Genomic DNA, 18084 nt, shown 5'->3' on the forward strand with positions numbered 1-18084 from the left:
GACAGCCTGAGAGTCGCTGCGCCGCTTGGATTTGATGAATCGCTTTGCCTATGGAGCCCGCCCTTCGTCGCGTCCTGCCCCACCCGAACCTCGATCGAAACCGGCACATAAATGAATCGATACAGCTTGCCACGAGCTCCGCCGTGTCACCCAGCCAGCATCGATCCCTTGTCACGACGGTCGCCGCACCGCGCGCACCCGCCGGTGCGGCGCCCTGCCGTCGATTCGTCCCCGTGGCATCCCTCGCCACACCCACCTAGGAGGAACCCTTATGTCGCAACACGAGAGCACAGCGCTGGCCAGCCGGCCGGCGCGAGCCTGGCTCGCCCGCAAGGCTGTAGCCGGGACCGCTGTCGTCCTCGGGCTGGTCGCCGGCATGGCGGCACCGCAGCCTGCACTCGCCGCCGACAACCCGTATCAGCGAGGCCCAAATCCTACGGCCGCAAGCATCGCGGCAACCACCGGACCGTTCGCCATCGCCTCGGTCAGCGTGGCCCGCGGCAACGGCTTCGGCGGCGGCGTGATCTACTACCCGACCGACACGAGCCAGGGCACCTTCGGCGCGATCGCCATCTCCCCCGGCCTCAACGGCACGTGGCCCGGCATCGCATGGCTAGGCCCCAGGCTGGCCTCGCAGGGCTTCGTCGTGTTCGGAATCGAAACCAACAACCTCAACGACAGCCCCACCAGCCGTGGAACCCAGCTGCTCGCGGCGCTGGACTACCTGACCCAGCGCAGTTCAGTGCGCACCCGAGTCGACGCCACCCGGCTGGCGGTGGCCGGACACTCCATGGGCGGCGGCGGCGCCCTCGACGCGGCCCTGCGGCGTCCCTCCCTGCAAGCCGCGATCGGCAACGCTCCCTACCTGCCGTCAGGAAACCTTTCCACTGACCGGGTTCCGACCCTCATCTATGCCATGCAGAACGACACGCTGGTACCACCATCGCGCCTGACCACTATGTACAACACCATTCCCGCCACCACCGAGCGCGGCTACATCCAGATCACCGGCGCCGGCCACAACTACATCGGCCAGCCGAGCACCAACCTCGCCCGTACCATGATCCCCTGGTTCAAGATATTTATCGACAACGATACCCGTTTCAGCCAGTTCCTCTGCCCGCTGTCCAACATGTCGGGCATCTCGCAGTACCGCAACAGCTGCCCGCTCATCTGACATAAACAACTCTGCCTGACACCCTGAACCACTGGTTCAGGGTGTCCTCCATGTCACTTCGCGATCGCGCGGTGCAGCTTTAACGCTGCACATCGGGCATCGGCACTCCGAACAATGGTTAGTTGCGGCGTCGGGCGGCTGGTTGCAGGTACGGACTTGTCCAGCCGTTGTCGGCCGGGTTGATGGTGATCCCGGGCGCGGCGATCTGGTCGACACGGTCCAGGACGTCGTCGGTGAGCGTGATGTCGGCGACGGTCAGCTGGGATTCGAGGTGTTCCATGGTGCGTGGGCCGATGATCGCCGAGGTGACAGCCGGGTGGCGCAAGACGAAGGCGATCGCCAGCTCGATCAGGCTCAGGTCAGCGTCGGCGGCGAGTGCGGCCAGGGCGTCGGCGGCGTCGAGTTTGCGCTGGTTCTCCGGCAGCGAAAGGTCGAAGCGGTTGGCCAAGCGTTGCCGTGCCACAGACGTGGGCCCGGTCTGGTCGGCGTCTTTGCGGTAGCGGCCGGACAGCCAGCCGCCGGCCAGCGGGCTGTAGGACAGCACGCCCATGCCGTAGCGCTGGCAGACGGGCAGCACTTCGTTCTCGATGCCGCGGGTGAGGATCGAGTAGGTGGGCTGTTCGGTGACGAACCGCTCGCGGCCGCGGTCACGGGCGATCCACTGTGCGTCCACAATGGTGGATGCGGGAAAGGTGGAGTGGCCGATGTATCGCACCTTACCTGCGCGCACCAGATCGGTAAGCGCGCCAAGGGTTTCGTCGAGATCCACGGCGGGATCCCAGCGGTGCATCTGGTACAGGTCGATGTAGTCGGTGCCCAGGCGCCGCAACGAGTTGTCGGCCGCTTGAATGATCCAGCGCCGTGATGCGCCGCGGTGATTCGGGTCATCATCAAAGGGCATAAAGAATTTTGTCGCGAGTACGATATTGTCGCGCCGCCCTTTGAGCGCCTTGCCAACGATGACTTCCGACTCGCCTTGAGAGTAGACGTCTGCGGTGTCGACGAAGTTGATCCCGGCGTCGAGGGCTCGGTGAATGATTTTGATGCTGTCGTCGTGGTCCTTGGTGCCCCAGTCCCCGAACATCATGGTGCCCAGGCACAGGTTGCTGACCATGACGCCGGTGCGTCCCAGCGGTCGGCTTTGCATCACGGGGTCTCCTTGCTTGGTGTGGCGCGGGTTAGCTTGTCTTATTGCCGCCGCCCGATGCAGCCAGTGTTTCGTCGATGAGTTCGTCGTGATTCTTACGGGCCTGTTCGTTAGGTGCCACAACGCTTCCTCTCATGAGGCAGGCATGAGGCGGATGGTGACCGGCGCGGCATCGGCGCCCACCACTGTGCCGACGATGGCTGGCCCGTAACGGTCGTACTTGGCGTGGTAGGCCACGTCGATATCAGCGTGAGCGTCTTCGGTGGCGCCGGCGAAGGCGACGTCTCGTTCCACGCCGCCGGCCCGGATCCGCCCGACGCCACTGGCCTTTGCCCTGCGGTACCAAGGGTTGCCAGGCCCGTGGGCCGATCGCACATATAAATCGTCCCCGGCGCGGACCACCCACATCGTGACGTATGGCCGCATTGTTCCGTCGTCACGCTGGGAGGCAAGCTGCAACTCTTCTGCCTTGCCGATCCGGTCGAGGTCTTCCGCTTTCCACATGCTCATGTCGTGCGTTCCTTCCCGGGAGCGGAGGCCGTCAGTCGACGCGTCGTCCGCCGAGCCACTTGACCATCTGCGGGTCGCGGTGGTCGAAAAACAGTGAGGTGCCGGTGTCGAGGGCGGCAATGCGCGCCATCTCGTCATCGGTGAGCGCGAAGTCGAACACGTCCAAGTTCTGGGCCATCCGTTCGGGCTTTACCGACTTCGGGATCACCACGACATCGCGCTGGATCAGCCATCGCAGGACCACCTGCGCCACCGATTTGCCGTGTGCGGCGCCGATGCCGGTCAGGGCCGGGTTGGTGAACAGGTCGTTCTTTCCCTCGGCGAACGGGCCCCACGACTCGATCTGCACCCCGTACTCGGCCATGAGCTGCTGGTCGGCGGTGCGCTGGAAGAACGGGTGGGTTTCAATCTGGTTGACCGCTGGGACGATGTCGTTGTGCGTGATGAGGTCGACGAGCCGGTCCGGGTAAAAGTTCGACACCCCGATCGCTTTGACCCAGCCCTCGCCGTATATCTTCTGCATCGCCCGCCACGAGCTGTAGTAGTCCCCCAGCGGCTGATGGATCAGATACAGGTCCACATAGTCCAACCCCAAGTGCCGCAACGACTTCTCGAATTCGCGTTTGGCGGTGTCCTCGCCGGTGTGCTGAATCCACATCTTCGTCGTGACGAACAGGTCCTCCCTCGCGATGCCGCTGGCGGCGATCGCCCGGCCGACCGCTTCCTCGTTGCCGTAGGAGGCGGCCGTGTCGATAGCCCGGTACCCGGCCGCCAGCGCGTCAGCGACGACCTGCTCGGTCTGCTCACCGGGCACCTGGAACACACCGAAGCCCAGAATGGGCATCTGCACACCGTTGTTCAGGGTGACCGAACGATTCTGCGTACTCATGACGTTTCCTTCACTCATGGCGTAACGAGGACTTTGAGGGCTTCCCGGCGGTCCATCGCCAGATATCCGTTGGGTATCTGGTCGAGGCTGACCGTGCGGTCGAACACCTTGCCTGGGTTGGTGCTGCCGTCGAGGATGCCGGGCAGCAGCTGGTCGATGTAGGGATGCAGGTCCGAGCCGCAGATGCAGGTACGCACCACCCGCACGATCGCATCGGTCGGCTCAGCCAGCACGGGGCCGGGCACGATCTCGACCCGCACGTCTCCGGCGGCGTACATCATGGTGGCGCGCATGAAGACCTCTCCGATTGTCTGTTCACGTGTAGTAGACCTGGCCGGTATACGGCGGCGGGATCTTTTCGGGTTACCCGCCTTGGATCCAGCTAATCCGCTGCGCGCTCGCGGTGGCAGTGCCTGGTCTTCCAGGTACCGCTAGTACCCCTCACCCGGGCCGTCGAGCACGTAGCGTCAGGTGCATGGACAGGCGTAACGAGATCGGCGACTTCCTCACCTCCCGCCGCGCCAAAATCACCCCTGGACAGGCAGGACTACCCCAGTACGGCACCGGCCACCGGCGCGTGCCCGGCCTGCGCCGCGAAGAGGTCGCCCTGCTGGCCGGGATGAGCGTCGACTACTACACCCGCTTGGAACGCGGCAACGCAGGTGGCGTCTCCGACGGCGTCCTGGAAGCCCTCGCCCGCGCCCTGCAGCTCGATGAAGCGGAGCGTGAGCACCTTTTCGACCTGATCCGCGCCGTCAACGCCGGCACCGCCACCCGCGCCCGCCGCCGACCGGCCAAACAGCAAGTCCGACCGGGGGTGCAGCGCATCCTCGACGCCATGATCACCGCACCGGCCTACGTGCGCAACGGGCACCTGGACATCCTGGCCGCCAACCACCTCGGCCGAGCCGTTTTCTCCCCCCTGTTCGCCCATCCCGGCCGCACACCCAACATCGCCCGATTCATCTTCCTCGACCCAGCCGCCCCCGACTTCTACCTCGACTGGGAACAACTCACCGCCGACACCGTCGCGCTGCTACGCGGCGAAGCCGGACGCGACCCCTACGACCGGGCATTGACCGACCTGATCGGCGAACTTTCCACCCGCAGCGACCGGTTCCGCACCTCATGGGCCGCCCACAATGTGCGGCTGCATCGCACCGGCGTCAAACGCCTGCACCACCCCGAGGTCGGCGACCTCACCCTCACCTACGAATCCATGGAACTGACCGCCGATGCCGGCCTACGACTCAACGCCTACACCGCCGAACCCGGCACCCCGTCCCTGGAGGCACTCAACCTCCTAGCCAGCTGGACCACGCCAAACCCCGTCGAACGCGTCGAGAAATAGCGGACTGTCCACATACGACGCAAAGGAGATGCTGTGGAACTGAAACCAGTCGCCACCACCGTGTTCGGGTTGCCGGTGAACTGGCTGAACGCGTCGCCCAGCCACGGCTGCTCGTTGTAGGCGCTGCTTAGCGGCTGAGAGCCCGTTTCGCCGGGGATTCCACGGAAGATGGGTGCGCCGGCGCTGCCGGACTCGATGGGCATGGTCAAAGCGATCCGCTGATCGAACACGCCGATCGCGAAGGCGCTCTTTCCGTACCGCGAACAGCCGGTGACGCCCATGGCATCGGCCTTGAGAATGCTGCCGCCGGACTGCTCGATGACATCGATGATCCGGCTGACGCCCCAGGCCCAGGCGGCCAGCAATCCTGTACTGCTGGTGTTGCCGTAGATGGTGTAGAAGGCACCTTGCTTGTTGTTTCGCGGTGTGCCTTCTCGGCCAACCGCGAGCGGGTCGTAGCTGATGACAGCGGCTCCGGCAGCCCTGATGGTCGCGGTGTCGGCTCCGAATCCGCCCACGACGACGACGGCCGGGAAGGGCCCGGTGCCGCTGGGCAACTGAACGCTGGCCGAGAAGCTGGCGCTTCTTCCGTTGTGATTGACGTTCACCGTGATGTTGGTGCCGGAGACCGTACCGGTAACCGATGTGGGCTTTGCGGGTTTGTCACCGTAGACATATCGCTGCGCCAGTTCGCTGATTTCCGCACGCCGGCAGCGCCAATCGGCCTTGGTCGTGATGCGCGTGCCGTTCAGTCTCGTGAACGGGTCGGGAAGCCTGGAGTCGGAGGTCAATGAGCCGGGGAGGGTGACCGCGCAGTCAGCGCCCTCGTCTTCGACAGGCGCGGCCGCAACACTTTCCGCGGCGGCGGATGTGGTTCTTGCCAATACTGTTACCGCTCCAGCAACCGTGAGTGCCGCGACTGTCAGCGCGACAACCGTCGAACGGATCTGAAAACGGCCCAAGCTGATGGACACTAGGGCTCTCCTTCGAGGTAAGTAGTGCAAGGTAGGTGCAGCAAGGGATGCGGCGGGCTCCCGCTTCGGGACTGGCGATGGGGTGGCTGCCTCCACGGCCCATCACTGGGATGGATTGGCGGTGCCTATGTCGCGGTACAGGAACGGACCTGTGGGCGGGTGAAGTTGCCGCTGGCAAGCGTCGTAATGCCGAACACGTTGCCGTTTCCGTTGAACCGCAACGTCACCAGATTCCCGCTGACGCTCGCGCTGGCGTTCCACGCCGAGGAGAACCGTTGCGGTGGCGTCAAAGCGACCACGACTGTCCAGTTGGTGGCGCCGCTGACAGTGATCTCGGTGTTGAACCGGTCAGCCCACCTCGTGCCATCCCGCAACGTCGTCGTGCAGCTGCCGCCCGGCGGCGGAGACGACGGCGGAACGGCGGTGGGTGAAGGGGTGACGGGTGGGTCGAGGCTGCCCGGCACCGACTGCAGCGCGTTGAACCAAACGGTGGCCATCTTGTTGTAGCCGCCGGAATTGGGGTGCACTCCGTCAGCCAGGTCGGCGGTGGTCAGCGCGTTGAACATGTCGACCAGATGCACCCGCTTGCCGGCGTTGGCCCTGGCCTGTACGGCGTTGATCAGCCCGGTGTTGAAGGCTCGGACTCGGGCGTCCTGACCCGACAGCGGGATGATGGTCGCCACGAACAGTTCGGTGTTGGGTGCCTGCGCGATGATGTGGTCGAGCAGGGTGGCCAGGCGAGCCGGGGCGTTGGTGGGGTTCTGGATCATGTCGTTGGTGCCGATGTGCAACAGGATGGTCCGCGGAGTCCTGGCGCTCAGCCAGTTGGAGATGTTGGCGTCGATCTGGTCGATGCGCCAGCCGGAGTGGCCTTCATGGTCGTGGTCGCCGAGGCTGGCCGGTCCGTTGAACAGCGACCCGACGAAGTCGACGGTGCGGCCCCCGGATACGAGTCGTTGCCACAACCCGATGCGGTATCCGCCGGGCACGGTGAGGCCGTCGGTGATGGAGTCGCCCAATGGCATTACTCTTACGCCGCCGTTGGATTCGGCGTTGGCGGCGCTGGTCGCGAAGAGCACCGCGGCGATCAACGCCGTCGCGGCTGCTACGGAGGCCAGCAGGCGTTTGTGTTTCGTCATGAAGCTTCCTTCCGAATCAATGGCAGATGCGTGGTGCGGCTGGCGATGGTTGCCGAAGTTCGTGCGATGGCTCTGCGGTTTGGTGCGTGATCAGCCGGCTTTCGTCGCCTGATTGCAGACGTGTCGAAAACGTGTACGGCGAGCGGGCCACGATGCGCTCAGGCGGAGCGGGCCGACCCGTGATGGGGCGGCTGCCTCCACCGCCCAGACGGACATCGGTGCCTTTGCCGCGTGCCGAAAGCGTTACAGGCTAATTTCGAAACATTTCTATCAGACATATGTACCGGAAGTTTTCCGAAAGTTCAATGCCCCTGAGCGATCGGTCTGAGCCAATCCATGTACGGGCAACCGGTCTTTCCAGAACGCGCATTGCCTTGGGAGAGAGCGTTATATGCATGCAACAGGTTGCCGTCACCGCGCGTCACAACCAGCGGCCACCACGGCTACTTGATCAGTACAGTGGCTGAAAGTTTCGGAGCACCCGATCTTGGGCAGCAGGCCCATTTGGGCGTTTTAGTGCACCGTCATGCGGCTGGCGCGCGCCCTCATTCGTACTGAAAATGTGAAATGTTTGCAGGCGCGGTTAGACACGGTCTCAGCGGTGGGCGGGTGGGGCGGTGCTGCCACGCACTATGAGCGTGGTCGGCAGCTCCACCCGCGTCTGGTCCGGGGCTTCGCCCGTGGCCAGCGTGAGGACCATCCTGGCAGCGGCCGCCCCCATCTCCTCGAACGGCTGGCGCACCGTGGTCAGCGGCGGACCACACCAGGGGGTGAAGTCCAGGTCGTCGAAGCCGACCACACTCAGATCGCCCGGGATATTCAGGCCAGCTTCTCTCGCCGCCTCATAGACGCCGAGCGCCTGCAGGTCGTTGCCACAGATGACGGCAGTCGGCGGCGCTGCCACGTTGAGCAGATCACGCCCCAATTCCAGACCGTCCTCGAAAAGGAAATGTCCCGTGCGGATCAACCGCTCATCGAGCGGCGCACTCGCCGCATCCATCGCCGCTCGGCAGGCATCCAGCCTTGCCCGCGCAACCAGGGACCTAGCCGATCCGCCGATGAGAGCGATCCGTCGATGACCAAGTTCCAGCAGGTGCCGGGTGGCCGCAACCCCACCGTTCCAGTTAGTGGAACCCACCGATGGGACCGTGTCCGGCGGCATCTCAGACGGGTCAAGCGCCACCAGCGGGATACCGCTGGCCGTGAGCAGGGCGTGTTCCTGCGAGGTGAAATAGGAGTGCACTGCGATCACCCCGACCGGGCGGCGCGTCAGCAGCTGCTCGGCCCATGGGCGCTCCGTGGCTGCCCGGCTGCGCACCTCGGTGAAACCGACCACGAGCTCCTGCTTACGGACGACTTCCTCCACGCCCCGCAGGATCGAGACGGTCAGGTGGCTTCCCAATCCGTGGAACACCACCTCGACGCTGGGTACCGGCGCCGCCCCGTTCGGCCGACGGTAACCATGCTCGCGAAGCACCGCCTCCACCTGCCGCCGGGTCTCCGAGGCCACGCCGGATCGGCCGTTGAGCACGCGCGATACCGTCGGCGTCGATACCCCCGCCAGACGGGCGATCTCGGCCATCGTCGGTTCATCTTTGCGGCTGCCACGGCTCGGACCGCTCGGGATCGTCCCCGTCACGCGGGCAGTCTACGACGACCACCAGAACGGGATCCACACCACCAGTGCTGACACGCACTACGCCGCCCATCATGCTGGTGTGCTCGCCGACACCGTCGTCCAGCATCGTGAGGCCCGTCGTCATGGCATTCTCGCGATCTGCCGGCGGCCGCTGCCCAATGGCCGCCCGGCAGATCGAGCAATGCCTATGAAGTGATGTGCGCCGATGGGTCGTCAGGTCGCGGTACAGGAACGGACCTGCGGCCGGGTGAAGTTGCCGCTGGCCAGCGTCGTAATACCAAACACATTGCCGTTACCGTTGAACCGCAACGTCACCAGATTCCCGCTCACACTCGCAGTGGCATTCCACGCCGAAGAGAACCGTTGCGGCGGCGTCAAAGCCACCACCACCGTCCAGTTCGCCGCCCCGCTAACCGTTATCTCAGTGTTGAACCGGTCAGCCCACCTCGTACCATCACGCAACGTCGTAGTACAGGAGCCGCCCGGCGGCGGAGACGACGGCGACACACTCGGCGATGGTGATTGCGAGGATGGCGGTGACGGGCTCAGCGTGGGTCCGGTGTTGAGCGCGCTGAGCGTGGTGTTGTAGGCGGCCTTCTTGTTGCCGGAGTTATCGAACAGCAACGGGTTTTGGCCGGTGCGCCACGAGTCGCTGTCACGGATGCCCCACACGGTGATGCCGTTGCACCGGGCAACGGCAAGGCAGGCCCGGGTAACGGTGCCGTAGACGGCGGCCTGGTTGGCTCCGGAGATGTCCAGCTCGGTGATCTGCACATCGACACCGAGGTTGGCAAAGCGCTGCAGGTTGGCCTGATAGTCACCGGGCACCGAATTGGTAAGGTGCGATTGGAATCCCACGCAGTCGATGGGGACCCCACGGTTCTTGAAGTCCTGCACCATATTGAATATCGCGGTGGACTTCGGGTTGACCCCGTCGGTGTTGTAGTCGTTGTAGCACAGCTTGGCGCCCGGGTCGGCCGCGCGGGCGGTCCGGAACGCCACCTCGATCCAGTCGTTGCCGGTGCGCTGCAAGTTGGAATCGCGCCTGCCGCCGCCCGTGCCGTCGGCGAAGGCCTCGTTGACCACATCCCAGGAGAAGATCTGGCCACGGTAATGCGTGGCAACGTTGGTGATGTGATTGACCATCGCCGAGCGAAGCGCGCTGCCGCTCATGTTTTGCGCCCAGGTCGGCTGCTGATTGTGCCAGGTGAGCGCGTGACCGCGGATCCGCGATCCGTTGCCCCGTGCCTGGTTGGCGATGCGGTCACCGTTGGCGTAGGTGAAGTTGTTCTGGGACGGTTCGGTGGCGTCCCATTTCATCTCGTTCTCAGCCGTGACCATGTTGAACTCGCGGTTCAGGATGGACACATAGACAGAGTCGCCGAGCTTGCTCGCCGCAACAGCTGTGCCGAAATAACGGCCGCGTTCAGCGGCCGAAGCACCGAGGGTCGTGCCGGCGCTGGCTGAGCCGCTCAAAATGAACGCGGTGCCCGCGGTCAGGACCGCGGCAATCAGGGTAAGCAACGCGGAACGCTGCACGATTTTTCGGTTTTTCATTTTGGGTACCTTTCGCAGTTCGCGAAATCGGACGCATGACAAACCCGTGGGTAGGGATGTCGCGGGCAAGCGGGAGCCCAGCCGCGACGCCTCTCGAGCTCCCGGCCGAAGGCGATCGCCATCTCGCCGCACTGCTATCGACCGATCTGCACCCCTACGAAGTAGGTGCAGCCAGCCACGGCAGTCTGGAGCGGCTGTCGCCCGTGGACGGTTGGACCCCATCCGCGCCCGGCACGAAGGAGCGAGCCGAAAGGCCATGTGAGCGTTGACTATTCCGATGGCCGAACGCGCTGCCTCGCGCTGGCCACCCGCGAGATGAAAGAGGTGCGGGTGAAGAATTTGATCGCGATGAAACGGTTTCTTGTTTATAGCGAAATATTTCAATGCAGGACAGGGGCGATGCGCCGAGCGGCCCATATTCAGCGCCGAGCGGCACCGCTTCCATGGTCAACGGGTGCCTCTCTCCCAACCGCGACAGATCTGCACATACGACTGCGACCAGCCGCGCCGTGGCGTGGACGCTGGCCGCCAGGCCCGCACCTCATTGTCAACCAGAAGCTCGTCGTCCATCGGTCATGACTGGTCTGCCCGATGTCCCTGCGTCGATCCGGGCGCTCTGGGGTGCTGCCACCTTGAGGACCTGCGGCGTCATCCCTGCTTGGGAAATAGATCTGTTGGTCTGCTCACGACACCCGCCGCGCTCATGCCACGCCAACCCACCATTCCCATGCGATCCGGGGCTTGCGCCATGAAAGGTTTCGATCAATACTTGGAACTGTTTCTACGAGCCGATCGTCGTGGGCGCCGGGCAGCCTGGATCGGTTCTGCATGTTGGCTTGGCCTCACTGTGCCTGCCGTTGAGTCGCAGCGTGCACGGTGGCGGTTCAGATCCATCGACTGGATCCAGAGCAGCCACCCGTTATGCGATCTCGATTCGCAGTGCCATGACCTCCAGCGAACTTGCCTGAAATCGGCTGCACAGACGTTGCGTCTCGGAGCCTGAGCCGTGGTCCCTCACCGATCGGGCCGCCGAGGAATGGTCGCACCAGCGAAGACTAGGCGCTCTATGCCTATCGGGATTCTCTGGGGCGAAACCTCTCGATGCCTAGGACATCATCCGCAAGGGAGTCAATGTGAAGAAGTCCCGGATTTTCTTAACGGCCACAGCGGTCGCCGTGGTCACCATGGCAGCCAGCGCGCTTACGGCCTTGCCCCTACAGGCCGCGACGCCCGACATCACCGTCAACACCGCCACGACATTCCAGACGATCGACGGCTTCGGAGCCGCGACCCCAATCTTCAACGGCTCCGGCAGCCCGTGGACCACCAGCGAGACCCAGACGCTCGTCGGCACGGGCGAAGGACAGCTCGGCCTGTCCATCGTCCGCACCGTCATCTCGCCGGTGTCCAGCGAGTGGAGCCTGTACGCCGATAGCCTGAGAACGGCCAAATCCACCAGCTCCGACGTCAAGATCCTCGCCTCGCCCTGGACTGCTCCCGCCAGCTTCAAAACGAACAACAGCCGCACCGACGGCGGCAAACTGCGCACCGACTTTTACGACGACTACGCCGCGCACCTCAACAGCTATGTCCAGTTCATGCGTCAACAGGGTGTGACGATCGACGTCACCTCGGTGCAAAATGAGCCGGACTGGCACCCGAACTACGACTCGATGGACTGGACCGGCACCGAGATGCGCGACTGGGTTCGCAGCCAGGGAGCCAACGTCCAGAACACCAGGCTGCTGGTCGGCGAATCTCTCAGGTTCAACCGCGCTTACACCGACCCCACGCTGCAGGACGCCACCGCTCGCAACAATATCGGCTACGTCGGCGGCCACCTTTACGACGCCGAGAACAGCGGAAACCTGTCTGCCTACCCGCTGGCAGCACAGAACGGCAAGAACCAGTGGATGACCGAATGGAACCTGCACGCCGCCGACGGCGCCGGCTCCAACATCTGGGGCAACCCCAGCAACCAGACGGTCTGGAACGAGACCCTCGACGACATCATGCGCACCGTACACAGGTCGATGGAAGCCAACTGGAGCGCCTACATCTGGTGGTACGGCCGCCGCTTCTACTCGTTCATCGGTGACGGCGACACACAGTTCGGGACAACCAAAGGCGCGGTCCTGCGCCGCGGCCAGGCATTCTCGCAGTACGCCAAATATGTTCGCCCCGGCGACCGGCGCGTGGCCCTGACGAAGAGCTCGCGAACCTCTCCCCTTGAGGTAACCGCCTACCAGGGCAGGGACAAGATCACGCTCGTGATCCTCAACCGCTCGAACAGCGCGATCAGCAACGCCGTCATCCAGACGCCCCAGAACATCGCGAGCGCACAATACATCGCCACCTCGCAAAACCTCGGCGCCGCAGCACAACCGGTGACCCTCGGCAGCGGCCAGGCGACCGTCAACATCCCCGCGCGCAGCATCTCCACCATCACCATCACCCAGGGCACCGCCCCGACCGCCTCGCCGTCCCCGTCAGCCAGTCCGTCAGCAAGTCCGTCGCCTGGTGGCAACTGCACCGTCACCATGCGGGACGGGACCAGATGGGCCGACCGGTTCAACACCGAGGTCACAGTCACCGGCACGAACAATTGGACGGTCGTGCTCACCTTGGCGTCGGTGCAACGGTTCTCCTCCGCCTGGAACGCTACCGCCACCGTGAACGGGACCACCATTACCCTGCGGCCCAACGGTAACGGCAACGTGTTCGGCATCACCACTCTGGCCAACGGCAACTTCACCCGACCACAAACCCAATCCTGCACTGCCACCTAGGCAACGCGGTCTGAGCCGGTGGTGGGCAATGGAGGCAGCCTCCACCCCGCCACCGGCCCCGCTACAGCTGCGGCACCGCCTATGTCATGGCCTACTTCACCGAGTCACCGTCCTTACAGGGAGCGGACTTACCCCTGCACCTTGCGATCCTTTCTCATTCCGCAAGCAGGACAACACGTTTGTGTTCGCATAGACAGAAAAGATTCGCTCGTTATGCCTTGCCGTCGTCCTGCTGGCTTCGCTTGCGGCGGTGTCGGTACTGGCTATGCGACCGGTTCGAACAACAAGTAGATCCGCAACGCGTGCTGCCCGATCCGGTAGGCCAACAGCGTGCCGCACACGCCCTCCAGGCCTACATGCTGGCATTGGCCGAAAGTCGGTCCAGGCACGACGCCGAAAGAAAGTAGTTCTGGCCGGAACACATGCCCCGGCCAGAAACTGTCTGCGTGCCGGCTAGATCCGCTCCCCGATCCTCAACCGGCGCGCAGATGGCGGTCCCAGTCGCGCAGGAAACCGGCCCAGCTCCGCGACAGTCCTTTCGCCATCTTGTCGATGTCCAGCAACGGCATCGGGTCACCTCACCGAGTCAAGGAGTCCAGCAACGGCATGCTCGACCTCGGCAAGATCACCAAACGCGAAAAGAGGGCCTCCGCATGGTTCTGACCTGCGGAAACCCTCTCGCTGTCGGGATGACAGGATTTGAACCTGCGACCCCTTGACCCCCAGCTAAAACTAGGTTCAGCGACGTGCTCAGTACCATTTACCGAGGTCGCCATCCATCATAAACGGCCGAGTAAAGGTGTCCACGCCAGACACCGCGAGTTGACCTCTGCGGGGGCAGGCCGCGGTGCGCAAAATGCAAACTCACCACGGCCAGCCACTACCGCTGCCAGTACCCCAATGAATACGCCCCAGGCCAACCACCTCCGCCGGCGAAGCCGAGCCAGGCTACAAGCTCACGATCGGCGATCTTGAAACACTGTTCGGCGCCCAGAACAGACCCGCGCCGCCATCCAGCACGCCAAGCCAGACGACGAGGCTGCCGTCTGCCACAGCCTCAACATCACCATGACGTGACATCCTGAGCAAACAAGGGTCCTCGAAGCCAAGCTCAACGAGGACGAGCGTTGGGCATTGGTACGTGTTCGAGGGCGTGCGGGCAAGGGTCCGTAGCCGGATCGCCGCACGGCGACCACTCACTCAGCGTGTCCGCGCCTCCGTAGCTGTCGGTCTCGCGTGAACATCCTTCTAAAGAGGAACTTGACTAGGTCTGTCGCGACATTGCCGAGCAGCCCGCCGAGGACGGCTAGCCCAACCCACGCCGCTATCTCGCTAATCGCTGGTGATCATGTGCCCGGGCTCCTTTCGCTGCAGGCATTTTATCGACCCATTTCAACCCTACGTCTCTCGAAAGGACGAGCTACTCGTTGGCAGGCAGAATCCCTGCGGACCGCCAGGTAGTTTGTGAGCGAATGACCGTCGCCGCAGTCTCGACAACGCAGCCGGGTTGAGCACGGGGAGGGCCGCGCCTCGGTTTGATCCATTCATCGCGCCGGGCTAGCGTGATTGCGCTGACGGCCGCAACGATGCAAAGGAGTCCGCTGCGGCGGGGCACCGGGTCGATCCCGGCCTGGTGCAGGATCTTCCAGACCGTGCTCGCCGCGATCTGGTAGCCCAGACGGTTCAGCCCACCCTGCACGCGGCGATGGCCCCAGTCGGGTTCTCCGATGCTAGTCGCAGCACCAGCGAGCGCAGTTCCCGGTCGATCGGTGGCCTGCCGGGACGTGCGTGGGGATAGGTCCAATATTGGGCGATCAAATTCCGGTGCCAGCGCAGCAGCGTGGCGGGGGTGACGAAGAACGCTGGCCACTGTGGTCGGGGCAGCAGACGCGACAACGCAGCCGGCACCAACCGGTCGGCTGGTTGCAGATCGGGGCGGTGAACCTGCCGGCGCAGCACCGCCACCTGATGCCGCAACACGAGCAGTTCGACCTCCTTGGCGCCGCCGTCGCGGGCGAGCTGGGTGAGCATCTGAAAGATCTGCCGCAGGACCATGTACGCCAACGAGGCCGACATGCCCTGCATGGTCACCGCCTAGATGCGCTGGACCGCGCACAAAACCGCATGTCGCGGCAAACGAATCGGATTTACGAGCCCCACAGGGTGTTGATGGCGCTGCCTTCCTTAGTCATCGGAAACCTCCAAGGAACGTTTTGTTGTTTGTCCTGCGAGGACTGGGCATGATGCGGCGTTCTTGAGGTGACCGGCGGAGACCTGATGCCAGCGAGGGCACGGAGGATGAGGTTCCAGAAAAGCTCGAATGTGCGTTAGAGTATTTGTCCAACGACGTCGGTACCGGATGCGGATAACCGACGCTTGGAGGCTGTGGTGCGCGTCGTATGTGTGCACGGAATCGGAAAGCAGCACCGTGGCGAGCGGACCCTGGCCGCTTAACCACTGCCCCGTCTCACGTGTCACGTAAGTGTCCTACAGCGCACACAGGTCAGGCCTGCTGCGACGCAGCAGGCCTGACCGCCTGGGGTGTCAGTAAATGTCTTCCAGCATCGCAAAGTCGCCCCAGTTGGGGTTGACGGTGGTGCTCATCCTCGGAGCGTAGTAGAGGCAGCTGTCGTTCCACACATTGTGGTCCAGGCCCAGAGCATGGCCCATCTCGTGACAGGTAACCTTCTGGTTGTTGGCGAGGTTGCTGGTGAAGCCGGTGTCGATCCTGATATTCGCGTCGACGATGGTCAACCCGCTGATGGTGTAGTCGGTGCACCCAACCCAGGTGTTGGGCGGCGCCGACGGGCCGCAATCGTCGTAGTAGTTCAAGGCGTTCACATCAACACAGTTGTAGCCTGGGCCGGGGCATGCCCAAGGTCCTCGGTAGCCGACGTTGAGCGCGGTCGACTGGTTCCACACGACCGCAGCTTCGTAAACCGGCCAATCCGCTCCGGTGTAGTCGATGAAATAGATGGTCGGGTGCCAGCCCGACCAGCGCACACGGTTGACACCGCAGAGTTGGCCATGGGCGTAGGCGCCCCCGATCGAGCATTCGACCGGCTCCATGATGACCGCGCCGCTGCCGGCCGCGGGCGGGGTTTTGGCGCCGTCGGCCAGCGTGGCGACGAAGACGTGGCTGGTCCCGTCGGACTTCGTCACCACTGTGATGGCATGTCCTTGAGAGTAGTAGACGGCGGTGACCGACTGGGCGGCATAGGACTGGCCGGCGAGGGCGCCTGAAACGATGAGACACAACGGCATCAGCAAGGTCATCAGACGGGTTCTTCGTGACATCTGAACTCCTTCCGGTAGGTGGTGGGCGCCTCACACCATGCCGAAGATCGATATATGTCTTCTATGTTTTTGATATGCGGCCGGCCTGCGATCTGGCACACATTCGAAATTGATTCCGTTGCCAAGCGGTCGCGTTCGCCCCTTACCGTGGTGCTCAGCCGTTTCACTTCAAGGAGATTCGTGATGTTTGAGCAGACGAGCATAGAACCGCAACAGCTGTTGCTGTGCGGCTGCTCGGTGCTGAGTGTCGCGGCCCGACCCATTCTGTCCGGCAACGGGATTTACCACCCGGCCTGGCGGCGTATCTAGACGCATTCCCGCGACTGACGCCGCCCCTCCGGGAGACCCCGGGCCGGGCGGCGATTTCGTTTTGCCCCAGCAGTTCGTTACCCTGACATCCAGGCGCGGAAGCGACCGCGCCGTTGTTCAGCGCGGCCTCCAGGTGTTGCACTTGAGCCTGAGCCAGTGTGCGTGCCGGGGCTGGTGGACTTTGGACGCTAATGCCCGCGTGCCTGCGCTCTTCCACGTGCGGCACCACTGGTAGCCGGACTTGGTGGAGACTACGAGCAGGGCGGCCAGCTCTGTCGGGTGCATCCCGGCGTCGAACATGAGTCTGCTTGAGCTTGTGGGGCTCGTAAACCCCGATTCGTTTGCCGCGACGTGCGGTTTCGTGCGTGGTCCTGGGCGTGTAGGCGGTGACGATGCGGGGCATGTCGGCCTCGTTGGTGTACATGGTCCTGCGGCAGATCCTTCAGACGCTCACGCGGCTCGCTCACGACGGCGGCGCCAAGGACGTGGAATTGCTGGTGTTGCGTCATCAGGTGGCGGTGCTTCGTCGGCAGGTAGGCCGCCCTGATTTGCAGCCTGAGGATCGGTGGTGCTGGCTGCGCTATCGCGCCTGCTTCCCCGACCGCAGTGGTCGACGTTCTTTGTCACCCCGGCGACACTGTTGCGCTGGCACCGGCAGCTGATCGCACGGCACTGGATCTATCCGCATACACGGCCCGGTCGGCCAGCAACAACCGAACCCACCGTCGCAGGTAGTCGACCTCGCCACAGCACGAGTTCGACAACGCCCGATTCTCGGCGGGCTGATCAACGAATACACGCAGGCCGCATAACCAGAACCCGATTTACGAGCCCCACCGGTTGGGGCCAAAGGCAAGTCGCCGCTTCCAAGACTTGCTGGACCGCGCACGGTCAGACACCGCCGATCGGACGCCTCTCGCCGGGCCTGAGCCGGCGCACCACCAAGATGGTGGAGCGTGCTGGCCGGGGTCGGGTGCGGCCTGCTCATAGCAGCTGCAGCTCTTGGGTTCTTAGGCCTAGCTGTCTACGGATTCCTCGCCTTGTTCGATCTGATCTGAGACGCATTCCGGCGGCGTGACCGGACAGCTGAGCGCCGGCATCGGTGCGCTTGCGAACTTGTCACTGTCATCGGTCGGCGTCGCCGTTGGGCGTCGACAGATCTCTCCGGTGCGCCTTTTGGTCTTGTCACCCAGGCAACCGGCACCTGACAGTGAACGCGATCGTAGCGAGCCGCGCGATCGTAGCGAGCCGCGCGATCGTAGCGAGCCGCGCGATCGTAGCGAGCCGCGCGATCGTAGCGAGCCGC

Annotated in this window: 15 protein-coding genes; 5 read left to right on the forward strand and 10 right to left on the reverse strand. The window is 63.9% G+C overall.

The genetic code is table 11. The features are described from left to right. Positions 1-271: 271 nt before the first annotated feature. A complete protein-coding gene (locus Rhe02_RS01845; protein ID WP_203906211.1) occupies positions 272-1177 on the forward strand; it encodes a dienelactone hydrolase family protein in 906 nt (301 codons plus the stop codon). A 118-nt stretch (positions 1178-1295) separates the two neighbouring features. On the opposite strand, the gene Rhe02_RS01850 is transcribed toward Rhe02_RS01845, so the two are convergent. The 4 genes from Rhe02_RS01850 to Rhe02_RS49570 form a co-directional block, all read right to left on the reverse strand. Beyond that, the gene (locus Rhe02_RS01850) at positions 1296-2324 is read right to left on the reverse strand and encodes an aldo/keto reductase (RefSeq protein WP_203906265.1); all 1029 of its coding nucleotides are present in this window, start codon (positions 2322-2324) and stop codon (positions 1296-1298) included. A 132-nt stretch (positions 2325-2456) separates the two neighbouring features. Continuing rightward, positions 2457-2834 (reverse strand): DUF2255 family protein, encoded by a 378-nt coding sequence (locus Rhe02_RS01855; protein WP_203906212.1) that lies wholly within the window; start codon positions 2832-2834, stop codon positions 2457-2459. A gap of 31 nt (positions 2835-2865) precedes the next feature. Continuing rightward, a complete protein-coding gene (locus tag Rhe02_RS01860; protein WP_203906213.1) occupies positions 2866-3723 on the reverse strand; it encodes an aldo/keto reductase in 858 nt (285 codons plus the stop codon). 14 nt (positions 3724-3737) lie between these two features. Next, the gene (locus tag Rhe02_RS49570) at positions 3738-4016 is read right to left on the reverse strand and encodes a hypothetical protein (RefSeq protein ID WP_239123213.1); all 279 of its coding nucleotides are present in this window, start codon (positions 4014-4016) and stop codon (positions 3738-3740) included. A 182-nt stretch (positions 4017-4198) separates the two neighbouring features. On the opposite strand from Rhe02_RS49570, the gene Rhe02_RS01870 reads away from it, so the two are divergent. Beyond that, positions 4199-5074, forward strand: a complete 876-nt coding sequence (locus Rhe02_RS01870) for a helix-turn-helix transcriptional regulator (RefSeq protein ID WP_203906214.1) — start codon at positions 4199-4201, stop codon at positions 5072-5074. Here Rhe02_RS01870 and Rhe02_RS01875 read toward each other — a convergent pair. From Rhe02_RS01875 to Rhe02_RS01885, 3 genes are all read right to left on the reverse strand, one after another. Beyond that, a complete protein-coding gene (locus Rhe02_RS01875; RefSeq protein ID WP_239123215.1) occupies positions 4981-6048 on the reverse strand; it encodes a glucuronyl esterase domain-containing protein in 1068 nt (355 codons plus the stop codon). The genes Rhe02_RS01870 and Rhe02_RS01875 overlap by 94 nt on opposite strands. A 125-nt stretch (positions 6049-6173) precedes the next feature. Next, on the reverse strand, positions 6174-7187 hold the full coding sequence (locus Rhe02_RS01880) for a GDSL-type esterase/lipase family protein (protein ID WP_203906215.1): 1014 nt from the start codon (positions 7185-7187) through the stop codon (positions 6174-6176). A gap of 595 nt (positions 7188-7782) precedes the next feature. Continuing rightward, on the reverse strand, positions 7783-8718 hold the full coding sequence (locus tag Rhe02_RS01885) for a LacI family DNA-binding transcriptional regulator (RefSeq protein WP_239123219.1): 936 nt from the start codon (positions 8716-8718) through the stop codon (positions 7783-7785). Between Rhe02_RS01885 and Rhe02_RS01890 the strand changes: the two genes are divergently transcribed. Then, entirely contained in the window at positions 8711-9022 is a 312-nt protein-coding gene (locus Rhe02_RS01890; protein WP_203906269.1) for a hypothetical protein, read from the forward strand. The genes Rhe02_RS01885 and Rhe02_RS01890 overlap by 8 nt on opposite strands. 17 nt (positions 9023-9039) lie before the next feature. Here Rhe02_RS01890 and Rhe02_RS01895 read toward each other — a convergent pair whose 3' ends face one another. Continuing rightward, complete coding sequence (locus Rhe02_RS01895) at positions 9040-10383, reverse strand: glycoside hydrolase family 10 protein (protein WP_203906216.1); 1344 nt, start codon at positions 10381-10383, stop codon at positions 9040-9042. Between the two features lie 1133 nt (positions 10384-11516). Here Rhe02_RS01895 and Rhe02_RS01900 point away from each other — a divergent pair. After that, complete coding sequence (locus Rhe02_RS01900) at positions 11517-13172, forward strand: glycoside hydrolase family 30 beta sandwich domain-containing protein (RefSeq protein WP_239123220.1); 1656 nt, start codon at positions 11517-11519, stop codon at positions 13170-13172. A gap of 1683 nt (positions 13173-14855) precedes the next feature. On the opposite strand, the gene Rhe02_RS01905 is transcribed toward Rhe02_RS01900, so the two are convergent. Continuing rightward, on the reverse strand, positions 14856-15248 hold the full coding sequence (locus tag Rhe02_RS01905) for a hypothetical protein (RefSeq protein WP_203906217.1): 393 nt from the start codon (positions 15246-15248) through the stop codon (positions 14856-14858). 468 nt (positions 15249-15716) lie between these two features. Then, positions 15717-16469, reverse strand: coding sequence for a matrixin family metalloprotease (locus Rhe02_RS01910; protein WP_203906218.1), 753 nt, complete (start codon positions 16467-16469; stop codon positions 15717-15719). A gap of 183 nt (positions 16470-16652) precedes the next feature. Here Rhe02_RS01910 and Rhe02_RS50445 point away from each other — a divergent pair, with 183 nt between their 5' ends. After that, complete coding sequence (locus Rhe02_RS50445) at positions 16653-16778, forward strand: hypothetical protein (protein WP_275411028.1); 126 nt, start codon at positions 16653-16655, stop codon at positions 16776-16778. Positions 16779-18084 lie beyond the last annotated feature (1306 nt).

It is taken from the genome of Rhizocola hellebori (genome assembly GCF_016862955.1).
Lineage (GTDB): Bacteria > Actinomycetota > Actinomycetes > Mycobacteriales > Micromonosporaceae > Rhizocola > Rhizocola hellebori.

Excerpts from the sequence above, each read along its gene's own strand:
- Rhe02_RS01850 (WP_203906265.1), bottom strand. The coding sequence starts at position 2,324 with ATGCAAAGCCGACCGCTGGGACGCACCGGCGTCATGGTCAGCAACCTG.
- Rhe02_RS01895 (WP_203906216.1), bottom strand. The coding sequence starts at position 10,383 with ATGAAAAACCGAAAAATCGTGCAGCGTTCCGCGTTGCTTACCCTGATT.
- Rhe02_RS01870 (WP_203906214.1), top strand. The coding sequence starts at position 4,199 with ATGGACAGGCGTAACGAGATCGGCGACTTCCTCACCTCCCGCCGCGCC.
- Rhe02_RS49570 (WP_239123213.1), bottom strand. The coding sequence starts at position 4,016 with ATGCGCGCCACCATGATGTACGCCGCCGGAGACGTGCGGGTCGAGATC.
- Rhe02_RS01905 (WP_203906217.1), bottom strand. The coding sequence starts at position 15,248 with ATGTCGGCCTCGTTGGCGTACATGGTCCTGCGGCAGATCTTTCAGATG.
- Rhe02_RS01855 (WP_203906212.1), bottom strand. The coding sequence starts at position 2,834 with ATGAGCATGTGGAAAGCGGAAGACCTCGACCGGATCGGCAAGGCAGAA.
- Rhe02_RS01910 (WP_203906218.1), bottom strand. The coding sequence starts at position 16,469 with ATGTCACGAAGAACCCGTCTGATGACCTTGCTGATGCCGTTGTGTCTC.
- Rhe02_RS50445 (WP_275411028.1), top strand. The coding sequence starts at position 16,653 with ATGTTTGAGCAGACGAGCATAGAACCGCAACAGCTGTTGCTGTGCGGC.
- Rhe02_RS01860 (WP_203906213.1), bottom strand. The coding sequence starts at position 3,723 with ATGAGTACGCAGAATCGTTCGGTCACCCTGAACAACGGTGTGCAGATG.
- Rhe02_RS01845 (WP_203906211.1), top strand. The coding sequence starts at position 272 with ATGTCGCAACACGAGAGCACAGCGCTGGCCAGCCGGCCGGCGCGAGCC.
- Rhe02_RS01880 (WP_203906215.1), bottom strand. The coding sequence starts at position 7,187 with ATGACGAAACACAAACGCCTGCTGGCCTCCGTAGCAGCCGCGACGGCG.